Annotated in this window: 32 protein-coding genes; 10 read left to right on the forward strand and 22 right to left on the reverse strand. The window is 40.4% G+C overall.

Annotated elements, in window-relative coordinates; translation table 11 throughout:
* Positions 1-11 precede the first annotated feature (11 nt).
* From PH_RS05580 to PH_RS05635, 13 genes are all read right to left on the reverse strand, one after another.
* Positions 12-824 (reverse strand): hypothetical protein, encoded by an 813-nt coding sequence (locus PH_RS05580; protein ID WP_010885275.1) that lies wholly within the window; start codon positions 822-824, stop codon positions 12-14.
* Entirely contained in the window at positions 821-1,249 is a 429-nt protein-coding gene (locus tag PH_RS05585) for a hypothetical protein (protein WP_010885276.1), read from the reverse strand. Before PH_RS05585 ends, PH_RS05580 begins: the two co-directional genes overlap by 4 nt.
* Before the next feature lie 6 nt (positions 1,250-1,255).
* Complete coding sequence (locus tag PH_RS05590; protein ID WP_010885277.1) at positions 1,256-1,738, reverse strand: hypothetical protein; 483 nt, start codon at positions 1,736-1,738, stop codon at positions 1,256-1,258.
* Positions 1,739-1,749: 11 nt separating this feature from the next.
* The gene (locus tag PH_RS05595) at positions 1,750-2,553 is read right to left on the reverse strand and encodes a hypothetical protein (protein ID WP_010885278.1); all 804 of its coding nucleotides are present in this window, start codon (positions 2,551-2,553) and stop codon (positions 1,750-1,752) included.
* Complete coding sequence (locus tag PH_RS05600) at positions 2,550-2,798, reverse strand: hypothetical protein (RefSeq protein WP_010885279.1); 249 nt, start codon at positions 2,796-2,798, stop codon at positions 2,550-2,552. Before PH_RS05600 ends, PH_RS05595 begins: the two co-directional genes overlap by 4 nt.
* The gene (locus PH_RS05605) at positions 2,788-3,132 is read right to left on the reverse strand and encodes a hypothetical protein (protein ID WP_010885280.1); all 345 of its coding nucleotides are present in this window, start codon (positions 3,130-3,132) and stop codon (positions 2,788-2,790) included. Before PH_RS05605 ends, PH_RS05600 begins: the two co-directional genes overlap by 11 nt.
* 11 nt (positions 3,133-3,143) lie before the next feature.
* Positions 3,144-3,635: a hypothetical protein gene (locus tag PH_RS05610; protein ID WP_010885281.1), complete on the reverse strand. Its 492-nt coding sequence runs from the start codon at positions 3,633-3,635 to the stop codon at positions 3,144-3,146.
* Between the two features lie 13 nt (positions 3,636-3,648).
* Positions 3,649-5,880, reverse strand: a complete 2,232-nt coding sequence (locus PH_RS05615) for a hypothetical protein (protein ID WP_010885282.1) — start codon at positions 5,878-5,880, stop codon at positions 3,649-3,651.
* A 3-nt stretch (positions 5,881-5,883) separates the two neighbouring features.
* Entirely contained in the window at positions 5,884-7,965 is a 2,082-nt protein-coding gene (locus PH_RS09490) for a COG1470 family protein (RefSeq protein WP_010885283.1), read from the reverse strand.
* A gap of 3 nt (positions 7,966-7,968) precedes the next feature.
* A complete protein-coding gene (locus tag PH_RS05625; RefSeq protein ID WP_010885284.1) occupies positions 7,969-8,322 on the reverse strand; it encodes a hypothetical protein in 354 nt (117 codons plus the stop codon).
* Positions 8,319-8,492, reverse strand: a complete 174-nt coding sequence (locus PH_RS09830; protein ID WP_158298163.1) for a hypothetical protein — start codon at positions 8,490-8,492, stop codon at positions 8,319-8,321. Before PH_RS09830 ends, PH_RS05625 begins: the two co-directional genes overlap by 4 nt.
* 84 nt (positions 8,493-8,576) lie before the next feature.
* Positions 8,577-8,804 (reverse strand): hypothetical protein, encoded by a 228-nt coding sequence (locus PH_RS05630; protein WP_048053333.1) that lies wholly within the window; start codon positions 8,802-8,804, stop codon positions 8,577-8,579.
* Between the two features lie 115 nt (positions 8,805-8,919).
* Positions 8,920-9,813, reverse strand: a complete 894-nt coding sequence (locus tag PH_RS05635; protein ID WP_143522660.1) for an integrase — start codon at positions 9,811-9,813, stop codon at positions 8,920-8,922.
* A 133-nt stretch (positions 9,814-9,946) separates the two neighbouring features.
* On the opposite strand from PH_RS05635, the gene fni reads away from it, so the two are divergent.
* Together fni and PH_RS05645 are read left to right on the forward strand one after the other, a co-directional pair.
* Complete coding sequence (fni, locus tag PH_RS05640; protein WP_010885288.1) at positions 9,947-11,062, forward strand: type 2 isopentenyl-diphosphate Delta-isomerase; 1,116 nt, start codon at positions 9,947-9,949, stop codon at positions 11,060-11,062.
* Between the two features lie 94 nt (positions 11,063-11,156).
* On the forward strand, positions 11,157-11,708 hold the full coding sequence (locus PH_RS05645; RefSeq protein ID WP_143522661.1) for a hypothetical protein: 552 nt from the start codon (positions 11,157-11,159) through the stop codon (positions 11,706-11,708).
* Here the strand turns inward: PH_RS05645 and PH_RS05650 are convergent.
* The 4 genes from PH_RS05650 to PH_RS05665 all read right to left on the reverse strand — a co-directional run bounded on the left by PH_RS05650 (position 11,674) and on the right by PH_RS05665 (position 15,019).
* Positions 11,674-11,925, reverse strand: coding sequence for a FeoC-like transcriptional regulator (locus PH_RS05650; protein WP_010885290.1), 252 nt, complete (start codon positions 11,923-11,925; stop codon positions 11,674-11,676). The two genes, PH_RS05645 and PH_RS05650, sit on opposite strands and share 35 nt — an antisense overlap.
* A gap of 3 nt (positions 11,926-11,928) precedes the next feature.
* Positions 11,929-13,914 (reverse strand): ferrous iron transport protein B, encoded by a 1,986-nt coding sequence (gene feoB, locus PH_RS05655; protein ID WP_010885291.1) that lies wholly within the window; start codon positions 13,912-13,914, stop codon positions 11,929-11,931.
* Position 13,915: 1 nt separating this feature from the next.
* Positions 13,916-14,143, reverse strand: coding sequence for a FeoA family protein (locus PH_RS05660; protein ID WP_010885292.1), 228 nt, complete (start codon positions 14,141-14,143; stop codon positions 13,916-13,918).
* Between the two features lie 123 nt (positions 14,144-14,266).
* On the reverse strand, positions 14,267-15,019 hold the full coding sequence (locus PH_RS05665) for a YchF/TatD family DNA exonuclease (RefSeq protein ID WP_010885294.1): 753 nt from the start codon (positions 15,017-15,019) through the stop codon (positions 14,267-14,269).
* A 45-nt stretch (positions 15,020-15,064) separates the two neighbouring features.
* Between PH_RS05665 and PH_RS05670 the strand changes: the two genes are divergently transcribed.
* Both PH_RS05670 and glmM read left to right on the forward strand, forming a co-directional pair.
* Positions 15,065-15,844, forward strand: a complete 780-nt coding sequence (locus PH_RS05670; RefSeq protein WP_010885295.1) for a BtpA/SgcQ family protein — start codon at positions 15,065-15,067, stop codon at positions 15,842-15,844.
* 2 nt (positions 15,845-15,846) lie between these two features.
* Positions 15,847-17,202, forward strand: coding sequence for a phosphoglucosamine mutase (gene glmM / locus PH_RS05675; protein ID WP_048053334.1), 1,356 nt, complete (start codon positions 15,847-15,849; stop codon positions 17,200-17,202).
* Here the strand turns inward: glmM and PH_RS05680 are convergent.
* From PH_RS05680 to PH_RS05695, 4 genes are read right to left on the reverse strand one after another with little or no spacing between them, the layout of a single operon-like run.
* Positions 17,171-17,755 (reverse strand): hypothetical protein, encoded by a 585-nt coding sequence (locus tag PH_RS05680; RefSeq protein ID WP_010885297.1) that lies wholly within the window; start codon positions 17,753-17,755, stop codon positions 17,171-17,173. The genes glmM and PH_RS05680 overlap by 32 nt on opposite strands.
* Positions 17,740-18,270, reverse strand: a complete 531-nt coding sequence (locus PH_RS05685; protein ID WP_010885298.1) for a thermonuclease family protein — start codon at positions 18,268-18,270, stop codon at positions 17,740-17,742. Before PH_RS05685 ends, PH_RS05680 begins: the two co-directional genes overlap by 16 nt.
* Entirely contained in the window at positions 18,230-18,481 is a 252-nt protein-coding gene (locus PH_RS05690) for a DUF504 domain-containing protein (protein ID WP_010885299.1), read from the reverse strand. Before PH_RS05690 ends, PH_RS05685 begins: the two co-directional genes overlap by 41 nt.
* The gene (locus tag PH_RS05695) at positions 18,478-19,146 is read right to left on the reverse strand and encodes an MBL fold metallo-hydrolase (protein ID WP_048053335.1); all 669 of its coding nucleotides are present in this window, start codon (positions 19,144-19,146) and stop codon (positions 18,478-18,480) included. Before PH_RS05695 ends, PH_RS05690 begins: the two co-directional genes overlap by 4 nt.
* A gap of 270 nt (positions 19,147-19,416) precedes the next feature.
* Here PH_RS05695 and PH_RS05700 point away from each other — a divergent pair, with 270 nt between their 5' ends.
* The 6 genes from PH_RS05700 (at position 19,417) to PH_RS05725 (ending at position 25,821) form a co-directional block, all read left to right on the forward strand.
* The gene (locus PH_RS05700; RefSeq protein ID WP_010885301.1) at positions 19,417-20,742 is read left to right on the forward strand and encodes an ABC transporter substrate-binding protein; all 1,326 of its coding nucleotides are present in this window, start codon (positions 19,417-19,419) and stop codon (positions 20,740-20,742) included.
* A 15-nt stretch (positions 20,743-20,757) separates the two neighbouring features.
* Positions 20,758-21,636, forward strand: a complete 879-nt coding sequence (locus tag PH_RS05705; RefSeq protein WP_010885302.1) for a carbohydrate ABC transporter permease — start codon at positions 20,758-20,760, stop codon at positions 21,634-21,636.
* On the forward strand, positions 21,633-22,460 hold the full coding sequence (locus PH_RS05710; RefSeq protein ID WP_010885303.1) for a carbohydrate ABC transporter permease: 828 nt from the start codon (positions 21,633-21,635) through the stop codon (positions 22,458-22,460). Before PH_RS05705 ends, PH_RS05710 begins: the two co-directional genes overlap by 4 nt.
* A 127-nt stretch (positions 22,461-22,587) precedes the next feature.
* Positions 22,588-23,238, forward strand: coding sequence for a peroxiredoxin (locus tag PH_RS05715; protein ID WP_010885304.1), 651 nt, complete (start codon positions 22,588-22,590; stop codon positions 23,236-23,238).
* A gap of 82 nt (positions 23,239-23,320) precedes the next feature.
* Positions 23,321-24,553: a phosphoglycerate kinase gene (locus PH_RS05720; protein ID WP_010885305.1), complete on the forward strand. Its 1,233-nt coding sequence runs from the start codon at positions 23,321-23,323 to the stop codon at positions 24,551-24,553.
* On the forward strand, positions 24,550-25,821 hold the full coding sequence (locus PH_RS05725) for a bifunctional L-myo-inositol-1-phosphate cytidylyltransferase/CDP-L-myo-inositol myo-inositolphosphotransferase (RefSeq protein ID WP_010885306.1): 1,272 nt from the start codon (positions 24,550-24,552) through the stop codon (positions 25,819-25,821). Before PH_RS05720 ends, PH_RS05725 begins: the two co-directional genes overlap by 4 nt.
* Here PH_RS05725 and PH_RS05730 read toward each other — a convergent pair.
* Complete coding sequence (locus PH_RS05730) at positions 25,799-26,206, reverse strand: ACT domain-containing protein (protein WP_048053336.1); 408 nt, start codon at positions 26,204-26,206, stop codon at positions 25,799-25,801. The genes PH_RS05725 and PH_RS05730 overlap by 23 nt on opposite strands.
* Positions 26,207-26,253 lie beyond the last annotated feature (47 nt).

Below are 26,253 nucleotides of genomic sequence, written 5' to 3' on the forward strand. Positions count from 1 at the left end.
CGGAGTGGGCATCAAAGCCCTCCATATTCCCAACTTCTCTTATCTCTGTACAACAGAAATCCAATTAGTCCTGTAATTCCTGTAGCAACTAAAAGTGTCTTGAGAATCACTGAACCGATTAATTTCTCTCTTTTCGCTTTCTCTATGTAGCTCTGTTCGCTTTTCTTTGCCTGCTCCTCAAGAAGCTTTGTTATTAAAGTCCTGTACTCATTGTTTTGTTGCTCCAGGAATTTTGCTTTAGCTTTTAACTGGTTAATAGTGTTTGTTTGATTCGCTATTTTCTCTTTCAGCTCTCTGTTTTCTCTTGTTAAGTTGTTGATCTGCACTTGTAGCTCAGAAATGTCTTGAGCTTTTGCTTCCTTGAGGTGCTTTTCAAGGTCTGAAATTCTTCTCTTGAGTTGTGCGTTTTCATTCTTCAACTGCTCATTCTCTTTTGTCAAGTTTTGAATCTGCTCTTTGAGCTTTTCATTTTCTTCTTTCAATGTTTCAAGCTTTTGTGAAGTTTCTTCATTTGAGAACTTGACTTCGAATGGTTTCTCACTTGAGATGCTTAGTATTGCATAATTGTTAAACGAGCTTACACTTATCTCGATGCTATTTATCTCCTTTTTTTCGCCCTCCTTTATGATTATTAATCTATCTCCAATATGGAGGATAGCAGCAGTAATGTTTGTGTCCTTGTCCCTATCTATCATAATAGGTAGATTGTTGATATACACAACATCTCCTGGATAGAGCTTTGCGGTATAACTGTAGACTGCCAATGCTTGGGGAATTCCTAATAATAATATAACAACCAGAATAGGTAATCCATAACGCTTCATGTGACTTTCACCTCAAAACTTTCATTAGCCTCAAGTCTGATTTTCGCAAGGTAGTACGTTGTCCCTACAAAGCTTCCCTCTCCGTAAAAGTTGAGTTTTCCAAGGAGAGTAGTGTTCACTGGCTCATAGTACAATTCTGTGGTATTATCTGGCAGTGTTACGAAAAATGCAAACTTGTTTTCTCTCACTTCATAGTCAACTTTTATCTTGATTGTCTCATTATCTATGTAAATCACTAGTGTTTTTCCTGCCTCAACCTCCTTCTCCCAAACAAACCTTGAAGTGGTGTTTGTAGTGGTGTTGAGTGGTATTGTGTAAGTCTCGTTGCCAAAGGTGATTATGACTCCACCGTTACCCCAACTAATGCACCCTAATGAAGCAGCCACTAAGCCGACAAGCAATAATAAGCTTAGAATTTTCTTCATTTATCATCACCCCAAAAGCCCCTTGACTGAAACGGTTCCAGTTTTTCGGTTCACCCAAATGAAGCCGGCGAAGAAGTCAGAATTGCCAGTTTTTAATTTCAGCTCGAAAACCCAATATCTCTGGCCATCTTTTTCTTTCTCTGTCAATGTTTCCTTATCTGGATAGAGCTTGTAATTGTACTTCTCCAGCTTCTTGTTATAACTGGCTAGATACTGGCGAGCAATCTCATATGCCTGCTCAGCTGTCACGGGGTAGTCTTCGATGTAAGTTCCTTGGACAATTGTCAAGTGCCCGTCAGCCCACTTGATAGTGCTGTTTGTAAAGATAAAGCCCTGGTCAGGATAGCCAAGCTCGTACAGGCGCTCTTTAATGGGATCATGCTCGGCAAATGTCGAATATCCAAAATAAGTCAAAAAAATTAGAGTAGTTATTGTGAAGAGCCTAAAAATTACTTTGGAGAAAGAAGGAGTGGAGCGGTGGGCGTGCATTTTCGCCCACCTCAACTTGAAGTTGGTGCAGTTACTATAATTGGCCAGGTAGCAGTCTCGTTAGCCTGTATAATGTATGGACTAGTCTCATTGTATAGGGCTACGGTATTGCCGCTTAGATCCTCAACTACAAAGTAGAACGCGTAGTAGTTGCCATTGGTAATGTTGCTGATAGTGATTGGTAGGTTTGTTGCGTTAACCTCAGTAAAGGTTGTAGTATTACCTATGGTATTGTTAGTGCCAAGATCAGCATAGTAGATGTGATAGATTGCTATCTGGTCGTTATCAGTCGCATTGAAATCAATAATGAATGTTCCAGTCGTACTGTTATAGTTGATGCTGACTGAATTTAGAGTCGGAGCGGTCGTATCCTTGACGGTAATGCTCTTCACGTCACTCTCAAGAGTCTTTCCAGCGTTGTAGGAAACCTTGACCTTGTAATAGACCATATCCCCAAACTTCGAAGGAATTTCAGCCTTATAAGTACCGTTCTGCTCAGTAGCGTTCAGGGCAATGTAAGTTGCGTTGTTCGGATCTGCAACGTTGAGTGCATAGAGAACCTCAACAGAGCTGATGTTGAAGTGCTCCCTATTTGCAAGTTGGAAACTAACAACAACATGACCAGTCTGTTGGTCAACTACTGCCTGTAGATTACTAATTGCGAGCTGATATGTTGTGTTTTCAGTTGTATTTCCACTTAGGACATTTGTTATGTCGACAAAGCCGCCATTATGGTGGCCATACGCCCACCATGCTATAGCTCCGAATAGGACTATAAGGACAAGGGTTATTATCTGCCTTTCCTTCTTTCTCATCCACTAACACCTCCAAATACGCTTAACAAACCTTTAACTAATCCAGGAACTTGTTTTAGAAACTCAATAAACGCTCCAAACAAACCAAATTCCTGGAGTAAGGCTAAAGCCCCTAAACCGTAAAAAACCAAAGATATCTTCCCTCTAACAAGTGCTCCAATTAGGAATAATATGAAAGCAAGTGCTAAATAAGGGTGACTTTGAGCAAATTCCTGGAATCCAGTTATTATTGCTTCAACGTCCATTAGCTCTCCCTCCTTTCAATGCTAAAGCTCCTAATATTGCTGCAACTGAAAAGCTCACTACTCCTTTGACTAACTCAAATAGTGTTGCCTCTGGATTTCCTGTTAGTGCAAGCATGGCAATTCCACCAATTGTGAGGAACGCTGCAGCATCCCAAATCCCCCAATCATCCAAGTTGGCAATTCTGTAAACTGAAAGCCCTATCAAAGCACTTGGAATGAATAAAGCCCAAAATCCGCTAAGACCAAACAATTCTCCTACTTTAACCATACTATCCTGGAAATAGAAAATACATAGAAGGTAAGCAACGAGAGTTACTGCAATCCTGCCGAGCATTGCTGATCACCTTAAAATCCAATCATTTGGGGGATTATGCTTAGGTAGGCCCCTCTTGTTGCAATTGTTGCTCCAAGCCAAACCCACAACAATAACTCGTCATCTCCTGTCTCTGGAGCGAAAATGTAGAGCGAAATTAACCCTGCGGCAAAGATGTTTGCTGGACCATAGCTGCCGAGATTCATCGTTATTGTTCCAGTTAATGCCCAAAGGACAACAAACAGTCCAAGCCCTGCAAAGATTATACTGATGAGTATTCCAGATGCTCTTCCTTGCTTTCCAAACTGTTTCATTAAAGCGTTATAGTAGTCATTTTTGTCTGCAATCTTATCAAAGATTTCAATTAAGACTACAAATGCAAGTGGAATGCTTGCTAAGGCTTTTATCGTCTGTTCTATTGTTACGCTATTCTTGGAGGCATAGTCAAAAAGTAAACCAAGTAAAGCGCCTGCTAAAATTGTTTTTATTAACCACTTTCCAAAATCTAATTTCTTCACTTCCATCTATCTCTCCCCCTCACAAGCTTATCCCAATCATGGGGCCAAACCACCAGATGCCTACCAAAATGGCAACAATTAGTGCTCCCATTCCACCGAGTAACTGTCTTGAAATCCAGATTACTACAAGAGAAATTGCTATTTTAGTTAGGAATGGTAGAAGTTGACTCAAGTCACTCCAATCACTTGGCAAGTTCAATCCTGCAAGAAGTGAACTTAACCCACCTTTGTATTGGGCCACATTTTGCTCAATAGCGCCTGCATTGGATACAAGCCGTTGTGCTTGATCATTTTGTCCATAGTATTCCAGTTGAGCTGCTCTTAAGTAGTAATCACCAATTGTTTCTTCTTCCTTAACAATCTCAGCAAATCTTAGCACATCATTTGAGTCATCAGCAACTTTGAGTTTTTCAGCGTATTTTATAGCTTCTTGATAGTGATTAATCGCTTCACTTGCATACTTAGCAACGAGCTCTTTTCCAACTTCATTTCCTTTTTTAATCCAATAATTGGCACTCTCAATTTTATTGTTAAGAGAGGATATCAAACTATCAGCAATGGACTTGAGTACATTAGCATCCGCTTCATCTATTACATTATCGCTTGTTAAATCGCCAATTTGGGTAATGTAAGGATCAATGGTTCTTGTTATTGTTGGATCAACTGGAGCTATTGCTGGCTCCGCAAGGATCCATAATGGTATTTGTTGCCCATCATCTCTCGTAAGATGGGCCTTAACTGCAACAAATGCCCTATAAGACACAGTTCCAGGAGCAGCATTATAATTTACACTCGCATCAAGCCTTTTACCAGTTGTCAAATCACCTAGGTTAGTAACTCCTGAAAGTGGAATAGCGTAAGCAAGTTCCCAAGTTCCCTTATCAGTAATCCTGTAAACAACTATTCTCGCCTCGTCAATAATACTTGGACTGAATGGATCAAAGTATCCTGGATTAGCTTGGACATAGAACCTATATGCCACCGTTGCATTCAACATATGTAACGGAGCACTCCAAAGCCTTGCAATCAAGTTAGAGCTTGCACCACTAACTTTTGTTTGAAATGCTGTAAACTTTGCTGCTTCTGGAGCATCCTTATAATCAGCTGGTAAACTTCCAGCAAATCCCCCAATTACGTAAACTCCACCACCAATGTGCCTATATCCACTTAGGGTAGTATATTTAGCACTAAACGGTTCCTTATGGTCAAAAATCCATTGTCCATTATTATAGTAGTAAATCTCCCTATATCCTGAAACTTCAGCAACAATTTCAAATTGCTTCGGGACTGCATTGAAGAGTTCCTCAATAATGGTTTGATTTGCTTGACCGCTTAAGACCCTATCAATGTAATTTACATATGGATCTGGTCCCTTTAAGATAGTTTCAAAACTCCACTTTGTTCCTTCTTCTCCGCACTTCTCACCCTCTTCAAAACTCCAAGTTCTAGTCCAGTAGAGGTTGCCATTTGTATCCTTAACGTAGATTTTCACGTTAGTAAGGCAAATTGGATCCTTTACTTCATCATTTCCAAATGGTGAGAACTCAAATACTACCGGGAATGCGCTAAAACCATATATTGATGATGGCCCTTTTAGAGTCTCATTAACAAGTTGACCACTATCTCCAGATGGCTGAAGATCATACGGTATGAGAGTGCTTTTAAGCTTTGAAAGTAATATTTGTAAATCCTGATAAGCCGCTTGATCAGTTTCGTCCGTGATATTCTTCACCAGTGAATTCTTAATTGGAGTGTCGTCAATGAACTCTTGCAATGATACGTTTTTAATTTCCTGGAACGAAATTGTCTTTTTATTATCCTCCTTATTTGAAGTTGAACAAAGTAGCTTCCCAAGCTTTGAGTTGCACACTTTATCTTTCAATTTCTGCTCGATATGGGCTCCAATTATATATCCAATAACTGCACCACCCACAAATCCAACAAGAGTTCCAACAGGGCCAAATACTGATCCTATTGCAGCTCCCGCTTTTGATGCAGCCCAAATCCCTGCAAGAGCTCCAGCCGATCCACCAAGCACATTATTCTTTAAAGTACTAAAGAATCCCTTTACACTATCAGTTATTGAACTAAATGAAAATGCAGCAGCTGGCTCAGCATATATAGAGACAAGAAGCATAAGCATTATTACAGAGCTTGCAAGGGCTTTCTTTTTGTTATCTAGCCTTTTTTGTTCTTTTTCTTTAATTCCCTTGCTATCTTGCTTTTTCTTAAAAATAGAAAAGAGCCACACGGCTCATCTCCTCCTCAATGCTGCAATGAATAAGAGTAATACAAACACTCCAACTCCAACCCAAAGCCAAGTATCTGAACCTTCCCCAATAGGGAACGAGAATCCACTCCCACTATTGTCAATAATTAAGTGGACAGTATCCTGGAACTGTACAGAATCACCTTCGAGAACCTTCAAGGTCAAATCATAGGCATCATAGGTAAGATCATTGGGCACTTGGAAGGCTAAATCAACGGTTTTCTCTGAAAGAGGAGCAACACTCACGCTCTTGCTAACGTTGCCCTCAATAATCGGCCCTTCTAAAACAATTGTGTAATACTTTGTCTCTGAACTTGGATTTCTTATCTTGACTTGAACCGTAGCAATATCCCCTTCTCTTGCTGTAATTGTTTGGATGAGCAAGGTTATGGCTGGATTGACTTGAATGTCAAAGACTGCAACTTGTCCATTCCACTGGAGCTCTAAAGTGTAGAACCCTTCACTTGGAACATTGACCTGGAAGGTGTAGGCTTCATAGGGACCAAAGGCGTGACTATCACTCCAAACCTCCGTGCCATTCTTATCCCTTAATATTACTGTAATCAAATAACTCTGCCCGCTTGATTCTGAAATCCTCAGCTCATTAGCTCCAACCTGCCACTCACTTGGGAATTGAATTGAGAATGGAAGTGGTTCAACCTTGTAAACAACCTGCTTGCTTGTTGTGTAAGTCTTGCTTGCAATAGCATCATTAGAAGTGAGAGTTACCGTGAACGAATGAGTGCCAACACTTCCAGCCTTAAACTTTATTGAGATTTGAGTATCCCCACCTATATCACCAAGGTAATACTTTCCACTTTCAGGGGATATCAACTGGCCATTCTTTCTAACTTCCAGGATATCACTCAGTCCCGAAATGGTAAGATAAGTGTTATAAGTTCCACTCGTGTCAATTGGTGAGATAGTGAAAGAGAGTGTATAAATCGTGTTCTCTGGAATACTAATATTTGAGGGGAAGTCTTTGAAAATAAATGCAGCACTGGAAGGATACATTTCAACAGTTACGCTAGTATCGCCCTGAACGTCCACCGTCTTTTGAACGCTCCAATACCCGCTTTTCTCAAAAGTTAGATTATGAACTCCCTTTGGTAGCTTTAGAATTCCACCATCATCAATTGTGCCAATAACCGCATCTCCTTCTTTTACCTTAACTTCTGAAAGGCCTTGGCCAGTTAAAGCGTCTTTGATTGAGAACTTAACATTATATTTTATGGGCTCATATTCAATTTTTATAATCTCGGTACTTGCAACACCCGTGTGCCCATTAATCCCCTCGATACCTGTTGAGTAATCCTCATTGCTAAAGAATACAAGCCTGAAATGCATCCAACTATCATCAACATAATGTTCTGCTGTTTCAGTGTACACAGCAACACTCTTATTTTGAATATAACTTTGCCAAGTATTAACTAGAACCTCCCCCTCCCGCGTGTGATGGGGTTTACCAGTACCTTTGTAATAATACTCCCTACTAACAGTATTGTCCTCAGTAAGATAGTCGTAAATATTTACAACAGTCTGACCATGATCCCATGCTGTAAAGGCGTACATTCGCCAGAAGACGCGAGGATATGCAAGCTTAATAATGAACTCCCTCTTCTGAGCGTTCTTAATGAAATAATGCACAATGTAGACATACTTTGCATTAGTAATAAACGAAGTCTGAACGACAACTCTCCTATAATAGGCATCAGCCGACACTACCCCGCCGTCAATGAACTTTTGTAAAATCTGCGAAGCAATACTATCAGCCTTCCACTCAGAACTATCCACAGCCGAATTGGAAGGCTCTTTAAATAGATCCCACATGTCAGTTGAAGCTATAATGACATTTTGCCCATCAAGGATAACCCACGTAGTCTCATCATACTGATAAGTAGAATTTGTTTGATTTAATACAGACAATGCTTTTTGAATATCGTAACTCTCTGATAGCTCAAAGACAACCCTGATAACCTCCCCATCTATTGCCGACACTTGTTTTCCTGTAAAGCTAATAAGACTAAAAAGCATTAACAAAGCCAGTAAAACCCCTGCTTTCTTCATCCCTTACCCCTCCATCCCGTAGTCAATGAAAATTCCACCTACAATGGTTAGTAAAAGCACAAGATTCTGAGTGTTGTTTTTCAAAGCATCAAGAAGGGTATAATCGTAATTTCTCAGAAGAGCAATCAGAAAGCTCAACAACAGCATATCATAGAGCAAGACTCGCCAACCTGCCGTGAAAGGCTTAATGTAAACAACATTCTTGTTTCCCTTATTTGTAAGTGCCCAATGAAGAATCAAGCCTCCAATAGCTCCCGCTAGTAGGGAAACTTTATCCTGGAGAGGCCACGCTATTTTGAACCAAAGCCCAACTATTAAGAGAAATATAATTAACTGAATAAGGCTTTTTGACCTCATAGAACACTCACCCGTTGTTGTTTTAGTTTAGAAAGTTCTGCAATAGTCTGCTGGATTTCCCTGTCAATTCTGGCCTTTTCTTCAAGTATCCGATAATATTCCTGATTCAACTTTGCCTTACGCTTTCTCAACTTCCTCAATTTCTTCTCTAAACGCTCGATAGGATCCATAATATCACCTCACGAAGGGTGGCCCAAAATAAGAAAATAGGGTGGTAATATATAAGAAAATTCGAGAAAAACTCTTAGAATCTCTCACTCAGGAATTATCTTCGCAAGCAATTTTTCTTCTAACTTCTTAAGCTTCTTATATTCTCTAATAATCTTCCTTAACGCAACAGAGAGGTTACCCCCATCTTCCCTCGCAACTTCAGCCAATATTGCCATAGTCTCCCCATCAACCGTAAACCCCCAATTGAACCTACCTTGAATCTGCCTCCAATAACTAGGATCAAGGTAAACATCCCTCTTCCTACGGGCCACCCTTATCACCTCCTCCTTTCCAACCACCAGGAAAACTCAAAATAAAATAAAGACCCAATTACAAACACAAATACTAGAACAAAAAACACCAAAACAACCCTAAGAACAAACTCCATCACAAACCCTCCAAAACCTCCTTCAACTTATCCACTATCCTGGAGTACCACTCATCCGCCAAAAGTGTCAGATTTGCATAGTGCCTCTCTCCAACATTTTTCTGAGCCCTACCCTGAATGAAATCAGCGACCTCTCCTGGCACTTTGTTTTTGAGAAGGAAAGTATAATGCCATTTCCTTATAGTGTTTGCAGATACCCTCCCAAAGTTGGTTCTTCTCCTGGCCTCATGGTAACTAATGTCAATTCTCTGTAAAGACTCAGCAAAATCTTTTGGTAAATAAATCCAAAAAGCCCTCTTATGGCCCTTTGAAAATGCCATTGCCGGATATCTTACAACTTTCTCATTCACAACATAGAAGTTTGAATGGTCAAGTGACGTAAGGAAGGCTACTGCTTGTGTGAGCCTAACTCCAGAGAATATTAGGACTTTGAGAAGGAGCTCTGCCCTAAAGTCCCACTTCTTAATTAATTCAAAATATGCATTTCTCAGTTCTTCATCTGTTATGAATACCTGTCTTGGTTGGAACTTCTTTGATTTGAGTGGTTTCTTGAGGATTTCAGCAGTGCTCTCATCTATGATTTCCTCATATGTGAGAAATGTAATGAAACTTCTTAGGGCCTTAACGTACTTGTCTTTTCTGTTGACTGATTCAATTGCTCTTTTTATTTCCTTGAGGGATGCTAACTTAAAGCGACCACATAACTTGTCCATGCAACTAATATAGTCTTTCGCTGTTCTTTCCGTAACTCTTTCAAGGAGCCAGCTATGAAAATCCTGCCGGTATGATCTGTACAAATCTGATAATGAGGATGCCCCTCGCAAGGCGGAGGCCGCGGGTTCAAATCCCGCCCGGTCCACCACATAATTCTCTAAAAAGCCTTCATTCTTCAAAAGTTACCTTCATTTCTTATTAGCAGGTAGTTCCAAGTATGAAAACGTAATTCTTTTAAGGAGCTTCCTACGATATTCCCGACGGTGAACTTATATAGATACATCCTTTCTCCAAAATCGGCGAGGTGAAATTATGAAAGAAGAATTGACAATTTTAAGGAAGTTTGAGCACATAGAGCATTGCCTCAAGAGAAACGTAGAAGCTCACGTGTCTAATGGATTTGAAGATGTTTATTTTGTTCATAAAAGTTTACCTGAAATAGATAAGGACGAGATAGACCTAACCGTGGAATTTCTCGGTAGAAAATTTGATTATCCAATTATGATAACAGGCATGACTGGGGGAACAAGGAGGGAAGAGATAGCTGGAAAGATAAATAGAACACTTGCAATGGCGGCCGAAGAGCTTAATATCCCATTCGGGGTTGGAAGTCAAAGAGCCATGATAGAAAAACCGGAAACTTGGGAAAGTTACTACGTTAGGGACGTAGCTCCCGACATTTTCTTAATTGGTAATTTAGGAGCACCACAATTTGGTAAGAATGCTAAGAAAAGATATTCCGTCAAAGAGGTTCTTTACGCTATAGAAAAGATAGAAGCTGATGCAATAGCGATCCACATGAATCCTCTCCAGGAAAGTGTTCAACCTGAAGGAGACACAACTTATGCAGGAGTTCTAGAGGCTTTAGCTGAGATAAAATCGAGTATAAATTACCCTGTGATAGCAAAAGAAACCGGTGCCGGAGTTTCCAAGGAGGTGGCGATAGAGTTAGAATCTGTGGGGATAGATGCAATAGATATAAGCGGACTTGGAGGAACCAGTTGGAGTGCTGTAGAATACTATAGGGCAAAGGATAGCGAGAAGAGAAAAATTGCATTGAAATTCTGGGATTGGGGAATTAAAACGGCAATAAGCTTAGCTGAAGTTAGATGGGCCACTAACTTACCTATTATAGCAAGTGGAGGAATGAGGGATGGGGTTATGATGGCTAAAGCATTAGCAATGGGAGCTTCTTTGGTAGGAATAGCCCTTCCCGTATTAAGGCCTGCAGCTAGGGGGGATGTTGAGGGAGTTGTGAGGATAATAAGGGGGTATGCAGAGGAGATAAAGAATGTAATGTTCCTGGTAGGAGCTAGGAATATCAGGGAGTTGCGGAGGGTTCCTCTTGTCATCACTGGGTTTGTTAGAGAATGGTTGCTTCAGAGGATAGATTTAAACTCTTATTTAAGATCTAGATTCAAACACTGAGCTTTTTTCATATACTTAAGTTGGCAAAAACTTTATTAACTTTTTGTAGTACATACACAAAAATAGAACACCCGGACTACGGGTGAGTAAATTGATGAGCTATAAGCTTGTTTTTGAAATGCCACAACGTGTGAGGTTACCCGCAAAATATAGAAGGGAGTGGGATCTTGTTAGGGTAACTACATCTCAGGAAAATTTAGTTAAAACCTTATTTAAGTTGTCGAATTATATAGGAAGTGCTGAAATATCAATAGTCAAGGGTAAGAAGAACGTTGGTGAAGCCAGGATAATAAAGGATGGAGAAAATGTTTACACAATGGTTGCTTTTTATAAGGAATCACCATACATTCCAGATAGTGTCACGTTCTACATAGCCGCTCCGCTAAAAGACTCTGCTAAGTTTATTACAAAGATGGTTGCGATGTTCGACGAAATTAAGGAAATAAATGAAGAGATACAGGGAAATGAGGTCATAATAACATTTAAATCTAAAGTTAGGAGAGTTGGCCCCTTTTCATCGCTTAATGAAGAGGAAAATGTAAAAATAGAAATGGAAAAGAAAAACCTTGACAATTGCCTAGAGCTTAGGGTGAAGAGAATGAAAGTTGGAGCTATCGAACTCGAAATGTCGGAACGAAAACCTTAACCCCAGATCTAACGCACTTCCCTCCGCATATGTTTCGAAGGGGACAGGTTTCGCACGAGGTTGTCGTTGATGTGTGTTCCTCTACGTAACCCAAGCTCTTTAAAATCTCAATTATCCCCTCAGCTTCTTCCTTACTTACGTTTAGTTTTTCCGCTAACTCCTCTATTGAGATCGGACCTTTCTCAATTATTTCGAGGGCTTTTTCAATGATACCCATCCTTCACACCAGGAGTCCTAGGTGATATGCAATTATACCAACTGTGGTAGCTAGGAGCAAGTTGTAAATAATCGCAATGGTTGCCCATTTCATTCCTCCTTCCGCTCTTATCGCACCTATTGTCGCCAGGCATGGGAAGTAAAGGGTAGTCACCAAAGCTAAGATGTAAGCTTGCAAAGGAGTCATTGCATGGATCATTGCACTCCCGAGAGATTCCTCGCTAACTCCATATATAACGCTGTAAGTAGCTATCACGTTTTCCTTGGCTATTATTCCGAATATTAAGCTAACCGCTGCTTTCCAGTCAAGACCCATGAGCTTTGCTAATGGTTCTAAGATCCTTCCAAGCTTCTCAGCGTAGCTAACTCCACTTCCAACAGGTTCCGGATAGCTAGACAGGTACCAAATCAATATAGATCCTAGTAGAATCACGGTTGCAGCTTTCCTTAAGAATTCCTTGCTCCTTTCCCAGGAATGAATTGCAATAGTTCTCCACGAGGGTATTGAATACTCAGGGAGCTCTATTATAAATGGACTCTCCTCACTTTTAACAACGAATTTTCCGAGTATGAAAGCAGAGATTAGGGCTATTGCAATAGCTATTACATATATACTAACAGCGACTAAAGCGGCCTTATTTGGGAAGAATGTTCCAGCAAGGAAAGTTATCACCGTCATCCTGGCTACACAGGGAATTAATGGATTAATTAGCATAGTTAAAATTCTATCCTTCTCCTCCTCAAGTATCCTTGTAGCCATTACCGCCGGGACGTTGCAACCAAATGCTAAGACCATTGGGATTATCGCCTTTCCTGGGAGCTTAAACACCCTTAAGTATCTCTCCATTACGGCGGCTACTCTGGCAAGATATCCACTATCTTCTAATATTGACATCCCTACGAAGAGGAGGAACACGAGGGGGAAGAAGCTTAGAACTGTGCCAACTCCACCTATTATTCCATCGACGACCAAACCTCTAATGGTTTCATTTGCTATCCTTTCTCCGAGCCATTCACCAAAGGATGAAAAAGCGTCATCTAAAAGCTCTTGTAAAGGCCCTCCGACAGCGAATACGAACTGAAAGAGGATGTAGAAAACGATAAGCATTGAAATCGTTCCATAAACAGGATGAGTCAAAAGCTTATCAAGCTGATCGCTAAGCGTTTCCCGAACTTCCTTTGGATGCTGAACGAACTTTCTTAAGATCTCATGGAGGAATTCATATTTTTGGCTTGCTATGACTATATCCAGGGATCTCTTATACTTCTCCTCAAGTTCACTAACATGTTTAAGAACTTCATCGATTTTAGCTTGACCAACGTGCTTAATTATCAGCTTTATAACTTCCTCATCTCTCTGAAGCAATTTTATAGCCAACCATCTAATCGAGTACTTCTCGGCCAAGGGAGTATCCTTTATAACTTCGGAAACATGCCTTATTTCCCTCTCTATATCTTCATCATACTTTGGAATTAGTGGATTTGTTGTTATCTTTCCCTCAACCATTAGGCTTATCTTTCTCTTAAGTTCATCTAGACCTTCACCCGTTTTGGCATTGGTAGGGACTACTGGAACTCCGAATATTCTTTCCATTTCTTTAATATCTATTTTGACTCCCTTCTTCTTTATCATATCAATTTTATTGAGAACAATTATTACGTTCTTAACACCCATCTCAAAGAGTTCTAAGGTTAAAAACAAATTTCTCATGAGGCACGAAGAATCTATTATATCCACGATTACGCTTGCATTTCCCTCAAGGATAAAGTTTCTAGCTATTAGCTCATCAATGCTATGAGCCGTCATGGAATATATTCCGGGTAGATCCACTATCAAGTACTCTTCTCCTTTATATTTCATGATTCCCTCTTTTTTCTCTACGGTAACTCCCGGCCAGTTGCCTACATGCTGTCTCATTCCCGTAAGGGCATTAAATATCGTTGTCTTACCGACATTGGGATTCCCCACTAAGGCTACAACCTTTAGCATTTTAGATCCTCCTAACGATTATTTTGCTTGCTATTCCCCAACCAATGGCTATTCTAGATGATCCGACTCCAATTATCATTGGCCCAGGGCCTGTACCTTTTATTACACGAACAACAACCCCAGGAGCTATTCCCATGGCTATTAGCTTAGATCTAGCGTTTGGACCTCCAAGAATGTTGATTACAACCCCCTCTTCGCCCTCTTTCAATGAGGTTAGCGGGACATGCATATTGGATGACCTCCCATTATTATTAGGGCAACCTAATTTTTTAATGATGCCTTTAAATCTCTTTTGTTCGAGAATTTATCTGAAATCGTTCAAAGTAGGAACCTACGAAGCTGACAAATTAACTTAAATAGAGAAAAATTTCTTAATGTTACCGTCAATTATCTCCTCAACTTCTTCAATTGGGATTTCCTTAATCTTGGAAAGCTCCTCAAGGACAATCTTAACAAACCATGGCTTATTCTTAATTCCCTTATATGGGCTCATATATGGAGAATCGGTCTCGGCCAGTAATCCCTCGATATCCATTTTCTCAGCAACTTTTCTAACTTCCGGAATGAAGACTATACCTGTAACTATTCCAATAAAGTGACCATTTTCCGATATCTCCTTTGCAAGCTCAACTGGGCCTGTATAGGAGTGGAAATACGCATTAACGTCAAACTTTTGGATAATATTAAAGGCTTCCCTTTCCGCCATCCTTGCATGAATAACCACGGGAAGTCTAAGTTCCTGGGCTATGTTCAAAAAGTGTTCAAATATAATTCTCTGATTCTCCCTCTCCTTACTTGTCTTTGCGTGATAATAGTCTAGTCCTATCTCCCCGATCCCGTAGATCTCATCCTTGTGCTCCAAGATAAACTCCTCAACTCTCTTAACTTTTTCCCAATTTCCCCTTTTAGCTTCATTTGGATGGTAACCTAGTGTTGGATAAAGAAAGCCAAAATAACCTTTCAACAATTCCCAGCTTTTCCAGACATGAGCCTTTCTATACTCAGTTATTGAATCTATTATTCCATCAAGCTTTTCTTTAGCTTCACCTATTATACTCTCGTAATCTCGCTTATAGAACTCAAGATGTGCATGCGCATCTATCATTCAATCACCAAAACTAATTTAATTTGCAACTTTTAATCTTTCAACATGCAATTTAATAATAAGCCCCTAATAGGAGTTGTTCATTTACCTCCCCTCCCTGGCTCTCCAGGATACAAAGGAGAGCTAGACGAGGTAATCGATAGGGCGATAAGCGATGCCGCAAAATATCAAGAAGCAGGGTTCGATGCGATAATTTTGGAAAACTATGGGGACTTTCCGTATTCAAAAACTGTGGGTAAGGAAACTGTAAGTGCATTCTCTGTCGTTGCTAATGAGGTTAAAAGGGAGATCGCCTTACCCTTAGGAATAAATGTCTTAAGAAATGACTGCATTGCCGCTTATTCAATAGCTTATTCAATCAAAGCAGATTTCATAAGGGTTAATGTTTTAACGGGAGTGGCCTTCACGGATCAAGGTATTGTCGAGGGTTGCGCTAGGGAACTTGCCGAGTTAAGAACGAGGTTACCAAGTAGGATAGACGTACTTGCAGATGTGCACGTTAAGCATGCCACTCACTTCTCTAACTTTGAAAATGCTCTTCTAGATACCATCGAAAGAGGAGGGGCCGATGCAGTAATAGTGACGGGTTCGAGGACGGGAAGTGAAGTTGATATTCAAGAATTAATAACTGCTAAGAGGATTTCTCCTGTTCCAGTTTTAGTAGGTTCTGGTGTTAATCCGAGGAATATAAAGCTATTTTGGAGATACTCAGATGGGTTCATAGTTGGTACTTGGGTAAAGGAGGGAGGAAGAACGATTAATGAGGTCTCCATTGAAAGAGCTACAAAGCTCGCAAAGCTGGTAAAGTCTCTCAGGGAGGGGTGAGAATGGGGAGATACTTTGGAACCAGTGGAATTAGGGAGGTAGTTAATGAAAAGTTAACCCCTGAGTTAGCTCTAAAGGTTGGTCTAGCTTTGGGAACATACCTCCAGGAGGGAAAGGTCGTTATAGGGTGCGACACTAGGACGAGTAGCGTGATGCTTAAGAATGCCGTTATAAGTGGACTACTAGCCACGGGAATCGATGTTATAGATATAGGCCTCGCACCTACCCCACTTACGGGATTTGCTATAAGATTGTACAACGCAGAGGCTGGCGTTACGATAACAGCATCTCACAATCCTCCACAATACAATGGGATCAAAGTTTGGGATAGAGATGGAATGGCATATACTCCGGACAAGGAGCACGAACTCGAGAAGATTATAGAATCCGGAAACTTTAGAAGAGTACCCTGGAACGAGGTAGGAACATTGAAGACAGCAAATCCCAGGAAAGAATATATTGAGGCTATTTTAAGAGAAATAAATCTTAAGGGATCCTATACCGTTGTTATAGATGCTGGGAATGGTGCAGGTTCGATAGTAAGTCCATACCTTCACAGGGAACTTGGAAACAGGGTGATAACGCTTAACTCCGATCCTAGTGGATTTTTCGTTAGAGAGCTTGAACCAAATAAGGAGAGCCTAAGCATGCTTGAAAAAACCGTTAAAGTCCTTAACGCAGATATCGGGATTGCACACGACGGAGATGCAGACAGGGTTGGGGTCGTCGATGAGAACGGAGAATTCGTAGAATATGAGGTCATGCTCTCGCTAATTGCAGGTTACATGCTAAAAAAGTATGGAAAGGGGAAGATCGTGACAACGGTAGACGCTGGATTTGCTTTAGACGATTACATCCGAGAACTAGGAGGAGAAGTCGTTAGAACTAGAGTTGGAGACGTTGCCGTCGCTGAAGAGCTAGTTAAGCATGGAGGGGTTTTCGGTGGGGAACCTTCTGGAACTTGGATAATGCCTCAATGGAATCTAACCCCAGATGGGATATTCGCAAGCGCTTTGGTTTTGGAGATGATCGATAGATTAGGCCCAATTGGAGAGTTAGCAAAGGATGTTCCAAAGTACGTAACCCTAAGAAAGAAGATCCCCTGCTCAAACGAACTAAAGAACAAGGTCATGAATAAGATAGCCGATTTAATTCCAAGGGAGTTCTCCTATGAGAGGATAATAACAATTGATGGTATAAGGATAGAGAATGACGACTGGTGGATTTTGTTTAGACCCAGTGGAACGGAGCCGATCATGAGGATCACGCTTGAGGCCCACACGGAAGAGATGGCAGAGAGGCTAATGAAAAAAGCTGAAAATTTAGTTAAAAGCGTGATAAAAGATTTATCTTCTTAATTTTCTTTGCCCCTAAAAAAGTCAAAAGGGCTATCGAGTCCCTCATTAGAAGTCCCCTTGAGGTATTTGCAACGATAAGTCCAAATCCACATCCAAATGTCAGGCCAGAGAACCAAAGTAGGAGTGAAAGTGAGACCCCATTTAAGGCTACGTATAAAGATTGGGATATTACAATTAAAGCTAGGAGGAATGAAAGTTCCAGGAGAAGCAAGGTTAAAGATACGACCCCAAAAATACCCTTCTCCTCCTTTAGTATTTTAGCATCATGAATTGAATAAACGAGAAATCTTCCAAAGTTTGCTCCACTTCTAAATGAAAAAGGAAGGAGCAATGCTAGAACCATCGACTTTCTAAGCATTAAATAGAAAACCAGAAGTCCAACGAAGATAGTTATTAGGTTGAAAGTTAAGGATGGCCAAGTTCTTTTATCTAGGTTTTCCCCTCCCACGAACTCCACTGGAACTCTTATTAGGGTTTTGGTAATTCCTATGATAAGCTTCATCAAAAAGAAAACTAAGAGTAATCCGTACCCAATCATCAATTGCAACTCCATAAGTTTAACCTCCTTTTCCTGGCGTCATCTTCAAGCTTTGAGTATTCCTTAATCTTTTCAAATCTTTTTTCATAGAAAACCCTTGCAAATCCCATTTTTATAAGCTCAGCATTAATATCGGTTCCATTTAGATACATGTACACCAATAAACGTCCGTATTTATCTTTCCTTCCTTGAATTGAATCGAATTCAAGAGTTACGGATTTACCTAGGGTTATGTTTTTTAGAAACTCCTTAGCTAGTTCCCCATACTTAATCAGGCACGTCATGTTATGAATCCCAGGATATTCTCCAGGCCTCATTAGCCCCTCCTCTAGCTCAGGGGCGTCTACCCCTACTAGTCTAACCTTTACTACTTCACCATCATCAAGCTTAACGTACAGCGTATCCCCATCAACGACCTTGATAACCTTACCATGTAGCTCTTTAGATTGGGATATACATCCTAGGGAGAGGAGTAATATTAAAAGTAAGCTACTTCCTAATCTTCCTGCTCTCCCAAATAACTCTACCATCTTTTCTCACTACCTTCAATATCCTGTGATACGGTATTTGAGTCTCTCCAACGAAAAAGTATCCATGACCGAGCTCAATTAAATTCACGGGGATCTTTTTGACGTTTCCATAATCCCCCCTATGCTCGATTATCAGATAATAATCATTCTCATTTTCCCTAGGATCGTACTTTATTTTGGCTAAAACCTCTTTTACTGTTCCTTTCCTCATTTTAGAACCCTCAGTATCGCTTCTATATTTTCCTTCCAGTTATTAATAATTTTTCCATGCCCTGGAAGGCCTATCCTAACATCAAAATCCTTAAGAAACTCCAAGGACTCGATCATCTTACTCTCGTCACCAGTTGGAAGGTCGGTTCTACCATAGGTACCCGCAAAAACTGTGTCTCCCGTGAACATTATCTTCTCCTCCTTGTAGTACAGACAAGAACTTCCCCTAGTGTGTCCTGGGGTGTGGAGTAGTGTCAGCTCAATGTTTCCAATCCTTATCTTTTCCCCATCCTCCAGCTTTAGCTCGACATCATGAGGCTCATATCTTCTTCCATAATAAAAGGATAGGATCACGTAGTCATCTCCATCTTCCAAAGCTTTGGCCGTTAGCCTCTGGGCTGCAAACTTAACATTCCTCAGTTTCTCCTTAAATATTAAGTTCCCTCCGACGTGATCGAAGTGCTCGTGGGTATTAAAGATTATTACATCTTTGATATCCCTAAGCCATCCTTCCCTTTCGGCGATTCCAAGATATTTGTTCCAATACACCCCTGTTCCCGTGTCTACAATTAGTAGGCTTTTCTTACTCTTCAAAAAGTAAATATTTGAGTCCAAATTTAATCCCCTCAACATTAGAATGTTTGGCTTGATAATGATCGGGATCATCACTTAATGTTATGGGTATGGGGAATTATAAATTAAGCGGGCTCCTGGGGGACCGCTTCATCATCGGTTCAGGAGGGATGAATCATGTCATCGCCCAGCTAATTCTAGATACAGACATTTTTAAATGACACTATGGTGACATCATATGATAAATGTCTCCTCATAACTCCCAAAACTTTGACAAATTTAATGTAAATCCTAGAAGAGATTCTAACAAAAACTTTAAGTATTAAAAATCAGTCTAACATAAATGTAGGGAGGCGACTAACAATGTCGAGAAAGTACCTCCTTTCTTTACTTTTAGTTGGAGCTCTGGTCATATCAGTTGTAGCTTCTGGATGTATAGGAGGTTCCCAAACACCAACATCGTCTCCTACTAAAACCCAACAAGTACAAGAACTAGAGATCTATCACTGGTGGACAGCAGGAGGAGAAAAAGAAGCGTTTGATGCCCTTGCCAAGAAATTCGAGAAGAAGTACCCGAACATTAAGATAAAGGCTAATCCTGTAAGTGGGGGAGGAGGCGTCAACCTTAAGATGGTTCTTCAGTCCTTAATGCTTGCTGGAAAGCCTCCAGACACCTTCCAGGTTCATGCTGGTTACGAAATGGCCCGTTACATTAAGGCAAATCAGCTAACGCCAATTGATGATATTTGGACAGAGGATATGAAAAAGAACTATCCTAAAGTAATTCAGCAAATGGTCATATTTAACAACCACTACTATGCTGTACCGATAAATGTTCATAGAGCAAATGTTATCTGGTATAACAAGCAGATCTTCAAGAAGTATGGTATTGATCCTTCGAGCATAAAAACAATTGATGACCTCTTCGCTGTTGCCGAGAAACTAAAGGAAAATGGCGTTACACCCTTTGCATTAGGTGACAGAAATAAATGGCCAGCAACTCAGGTATTTGAAGTAATGCTTGTTGCTGTTGGTGGTGTAGATTACTATGAAAAGTTCATAAATGGAGAGATTAGTGCCAATGATCCAACCCTAAAGAAGGTTCTGGAGTACTTTGTTAAATATGTGGAATATTCAAACCCTGATCACGCTGCAAAAACTTGGGATGAGGCCTGTGCGCTAGTCTATAAAGGAGAAGCAGCGATGACTCTTATGGGAGATTGGGCAAATGGATACTTCAAGGCAAAAGGATGGAAGCCAAATGTAGACTATGGAGCTATTCCAATACCCGCTGGAGTTTACGATCTAGTTATAGATACATTTGTCCTTCCAGCAAAAGCGGCTCACCCAAATGCAGCTAAGAAATGGCTAAGCTTTATAGGGACTGTTGAAGCTCAGAACACATTTAATCCAATTAAAGGTTCAATACCTCCAAGAAAAGATGCGCCCGCTGATCCTTATGATCCTATTCAAAAATCATTCATAAAAGAGCTGAGCTCTTCAGAGACTAAATTAATTCCAAGCATTGCTCATGGAAGTGCCGTTCCAGAAGCCTTTTTGGCTGATCTAAATGATATAATTTCCGAGCTTGCAACAAGCAAAGATGTTAATAAAGCTGCAACTGAAATAATAAATGCTATGAAGAAGGATCTACTTCCAAATAAGATAAAAGAATGGCACCTTAGTTAAAGTGGAGGTTAGAGGATGAGGAGGTCTCCAGACCTCCCCTATATTATTTTATTTTTAATTCCAGCTTTAATTTTAATAGGAATCTTTGTGTATTTCGCCGTTGTATGGAATATATACATCTCCTTTACCGATTGGAGAGGCTTAATTCCTTCTTATCACTTCGTGGGTCTTGCTCAATATAAGCAATTAATTCATGATCCAATATTCTGGACATCCCTGAGAAATAACCTTTTACTGATTTTACTTTTCGTACCGGGTTCCCTTTTATTGGGATTATTCCTAGCTATACTATTAGATATGAAGGTAAGATTTGAAAGTGGATTTAGAACTATCTACGTGCTTCCTTTTGCACTCTCCTTTGTAGTTACTGCTACCCTTTGGGCATGGATGTATGATCCATCTAGTGGCGTTCTTAATGTGCTCTTTGATAAGTTAGGTTTAGACTTCCTTAAAAGCGGATGGATAACCGATCCTAAGATAGCAATGTATTGCATAATAATAGCCCTAATCTGGCAGTTCTCGGGTTATACGATGATCATCTATTTGGCAGGCATAAGGTCAATTCCAATCGAGCAGTACGAGGGAGCTCTAATAGATGGGGCGAGTACTTGGCAACTCTATAGATACATAGTGATTCCCCAGCTAACCAAGCCCACACTCAGTGCATTTGTCGTTCTAATGGTGTTCTCATTAAAAGCATTCGACTTCATCTGGGTACTTACCAGGGGAGGTCCTGGAACTTCGACTTTTATATTAGCCATTGAGATGTATAAAGAGACGTTTGCAAAGACAAACTTTGCATATGGTGCAGCAATAGCAACAATATTACTCTTGATGGCCCTCGTTGTGGTACTCCCATATCTCTATTGGAGCTATAAGGGGGAGGAGAGATGAGGAGAATTTCGCCAACTAGATTTCTGCTTTATATAGTTTTAATATTTCTAGCGGCATGGTATCTCCTACCGATATGGAGTGCTATTACAACTTCAACTAAGACTGGGGAGCAAGTTGCTTTAACAACTCCCGTTCAATTTGTTTTTCCTCCAACGTTTGATCCTTATAGGGAAGCGTTTAGGGAACTAAAGAGACCAATATTGAATAGTCTGATCTTCACAACATTTGCAACGATTTTTTCAACAATTCTAGGTTCAATAGCTGGATTTACAATAGCAAAACTCGTAAGAGGGAGGGTATCGAGGCAATTACTAGCCTTAATAAGCTTTGGTATCTTTCTCCCATACCAGTCAATTCTGATACCCCTAGTTAAAATCATATCTAGCCTCGGGCTCTATAATCGTATTCTGGGGCTTATCTTAACTCACACTGCTTACGGTATCCCAATAACAACGTTGCTATTTACGAACTATTACTATGAAATTCCAGATGAACTAGTTGAAGCTGCTAAGATAGATGGCGCAGATCCATGGAAAATTTATACAAAAGTGATACTACCCCTTTCAAAAGCTCCATTCGTCGTTACTGGAATCTACCAGTTCACCAATATATGGAATGACTACCTCTTTGGCGTTGTACTTACAAGGGGAGAGGAAGCAATGCCAGCAACTGTAAAGCTGGCGAATCTAAAAGGAAGCTTTGTTGCCAACTGGAACATTCAAATGGCAGGTGCGTTAATCGTTGCATTACCAACGCTTTTGATAATGATAGCCCTTGGGAAGTACCTCATTAGGGGATATACTAGTGGGGCCCTTAAGGGATGAATTTTTCCTTCTTTTGAATCTTACCTAGCTTATCCTCACCTTCAACTATTCCTGATCATGATCGAAAAGTTTATAAGTTCGAACCATATTAGTTTATAATGGAAACAAAATATGGGAGGAGATCGAAATGGTAGTGATTGGAGAAAAGTTTCCAGAAGTTGAGGTAAAGACTACCCATGGAGTTATTAAGTTGCCAGACTACTTTACAAAGCAAGGAAAGTGGTTCATACTCTTTAGCCATCCAGCAGACTTTACACCAGTTTGTACAACGGAGTTTTATGGCATGCAGAAGAGGGTAGAAGAGTTTAGGAAGCTTGGGGTTGAACCTATAGGATTGAGTGTTGATCAGGTCTTCAGCCACATAAAGTGGATAGAGTGGATTAAGGACAACCTTAGCGTCGAGATCGACTTCCCGGTAATAGCTGACGACAGAGGAGAACTAGCTGAGAAGCTCGGCATGATTCCAAGTGGAGCAACGATAACAGCTAGAGCTGTGTTTGTTGTCGATGATAAAGGAATAATAAGGGCTATCGTTTACTATCCAGCGGAAGTTGGAAGAGATTGGGATGAGATCCTAAGGCTCGTTAAGGCCCTTAAGATAAGCACAGAGAAGGGAGTGGCTCTACCACACAAGTGGCCCAACAACGAGCTAATTGGAGACAAAGTGATAGTTCCTCCAGCATCAACCATCGAAGAAAAGAAGCAGAGAGAAGAGGCCAAGGCTAAAGGAGAAATCGAGTGCTACGACTGGTGGTTCTGCTATAAGAAGCTTGAATGATTGCATTCCTTTCTATTCTTATCTTCCCCTATATTGGCATAATATTCTTAACCTTCGTTTTTTATTGAAATTTGGTGGTGAAATGTTCAGGTTGGAGGATTTTAACTTTCACAATAAAACGGTATTCTTAAGGGTAGACTTAAACTCACCCATGAAGGATGGAAAGATAATAAGCGATGCCAGGTTTAAAGCCGTTTTACCAACTATAAGATACCTCATCGAGAGTGGAGCAAAAGTTGTCATTGGAACGCATCAAGGGAAACCCTACAGTGAAGATTACACTACCACAGAGGAGCATGCGAGGGTTCTTTCAGAGTTATTGGATCAACACGTTGAATATATCGAAGACATATTTGGTAGGTATGCCAGGGAAAAGATAAAAGAGCTTAAATCAGGTGAAGTTGCAATTTTAGAGAATCTTAGATTTTCCGCCGAAGAAGTTAAGAACAAACCCATTGAGGAGTGTGAAAAGACTTTCCTCGTTAAAAAACTATCGAAAGTTATTGATTATGTCGTTAACGATGCCTTTGCAACTGCACACAGAAGTCAACCTTCTTTAGTAGGTTTCGCAAGGATAAAGCCAATGATAATGGGGTTCTTGATGGAAAAGGAGATAGAGGCTTTAATGAGGGCTTATTACAGCAAAGACAGCCCTAAAATTTATGTACTTGGAGGCGCCAAGGTTGAGGATTCGCTTAAAGTAGTTGAAAACGTTCTAAGAAGAGAGAGAGCTGATCTAGTGCTAACCGGAGGCTTGGTGGCCAATGTATTTACGCTTGCTAAGGGATTTGACTTGGGAAGGAAAAACGTAGAGTTCATGAAGAAAAAAGGCTTGCTAGATTATGTAAAGCATGCAGAGGAGATATTAGATGAATTTTATCCCTATATAAGAACTCCCGTAGACTTCGCAGTAGATTACAAAGGGGAAAGAGTCGAAATAGATCTGCTAAGTGAAAATAGGGGATTACTTCATCAATATCAAATTATGGATATCGGTAAGAGAACCGCGGAGAAGTACAGGGAAATATTAATGAAAGCAAGGATTATAGTTGCTAACGGACCAATGGGAGTCTTTGAGAGGGAAGAATTCGCGATAGGGACAGTAGAGGTGTTCAAGGCCATAGCCGATAGCCCAGCGTTTAGCGTTTTGGGAGGAGGGCATTCGATAGCTAGCATACAGAAATACGGTATAACTGGAATAACTCATATCTCCACAGGCGGTGGAGCAATGCTCTCTTTCTTCGCTGGAGAGGAGTTGCCTGTCCTGAGAGCTCTTCAGATTAGTTACGAAAAATTCAAGGAGGTGGTGAAGTGAAAGCTGTCATTCTAGCTGCCGGATATGGAACGAGAATGGGCGAAAAGCCCAAAGGGTTAATAAAAGTTGCCGGACGTGAGCTGATTTATAGGACGATAAGAAACCTCATAAAGCTTGGTATTACTGAATTCATTATAGTCACAAATGAAAAATACAGGGAATTTTACGAAAGATTTGTTAAGGAGAATAAAATAAACGCTAAAATCATAGTAAATCAAAACCCCGAAAGGGGAAATGGTTTTTCTCTTCACGTTGCCAAGGATTACGTTAGTGGAAGATTCGTTCTCGTGATGAGCGATCACGTTTACGAGGAGAAATTTTATGAACTGGCCATTAACGGTGAGGGGCTAATAGCCGATCGAAATCCTAAGTACGTTGACGTTGAAGAAGCAACCAAAGTTAAAATAGAGGGGATGAGAGTTGTTGAAATAGGGAAAAAGCTTAAAGAGTGGAACGCTGTTGACACGGGATTCTTCATTCTTGATGACTCAATATTTGAAATAACTACGAGATTGGTTCAAGAGAAGGAAGTTGTCGAATTAAGGGATGTCGTCAAGGAAGCAAAGCTCAAGGTGACTTTTGTAGATGGTCTATTTTGGATGGATGTTGATACACCAGAGGAATTAAAGAAAGCTAAAAAGCTGATCGTTGCTCACTCCGTTAAGGGAGTTGGAGATGGATTCATAAGCAGGTATCTAAATAGAAAGGTCTCTACATGGATTTCTTCACATCTCGTTGATCATGTAACCCCAAATCAGATGACGCTGATAACTTTTACATTCGGAATCATCTCAGCGTTGGTGAACTTTGTTAACATCCCTCTTGCTGGGATCTTATATCAGATCTCGTCGATACTTGACGGTGTTGATGGAGAAATAGCAAGGGCCAGGATGCAAACAAGTAAATTTGGGGGTTATTTCGACTCCATACTTGATAGGTACGTCGACTTATCTTTCCTACTTACATTGGCCTACGTATCGTTAGCTGATCCATTATGGTGGAGCGTAGCTACTTTGGCAATATTCTCCTCTGCGATGGTTAGCTACTCCACGGAGAGATTTAGGGGAGCATATTGTGCTGATGCATACAAGGTTATTCCAGCTTTAAGGAAAATTCCCGGAAAAAGAGATGAAAGAATTTTCACGATTATGATCTTCACCTTACTGGGATGGATAAAGGCCCTCTTTATACTCCTTGCAATTTGGAGCACTTTAAGGGTTATAATAACGATTTACCTTGTAAGAACTACATTATTTCACGAATCTTAACTTCTTTAACTTCTTCAATTTTTGCCAAAACACCCTCAAGCTCTTTCACTGAAACGTCGGAGTTGCTAATGTCAACTATTGCAACTATGGCGGCCATACCTAATGATTCCAATTCTTCACTTTCATTAAAGAGTATGTTTATTCCATGCCTTCCCAGGGTACCGCTGATCTTTGCCAAGACTCCTGGTTTATCAACCACTATAAGCTCAACCTCAACAAGTCTCTTCCCAGGAAGAGCTATCCTTTCGACGTGAATCTCTTTTAAATCTGTATCTATCTCCAGGAGGAAATATGCATCCTTTATCAAACCTACCTCATAAGCATACTCAAGTGGAACTTCAAGCTTACCATCTTCCTTAACCTTCACGAGTATGTACTCCCTCATCGGAAACACCTAAAATGTTAATTTTTGGCATAATATAATTGTGGCGA

The organism is Pyrococcus horikoshii OT3 (genome assembly GCF_000011105.1).
GTDB classification, from domain to species: domain Archaea; phylum Methanobacteriota_B; class Thermococci; order Thermococcales; family Thermococcaceae; genus Pyrococcus; species Pyrococcus horikoshii.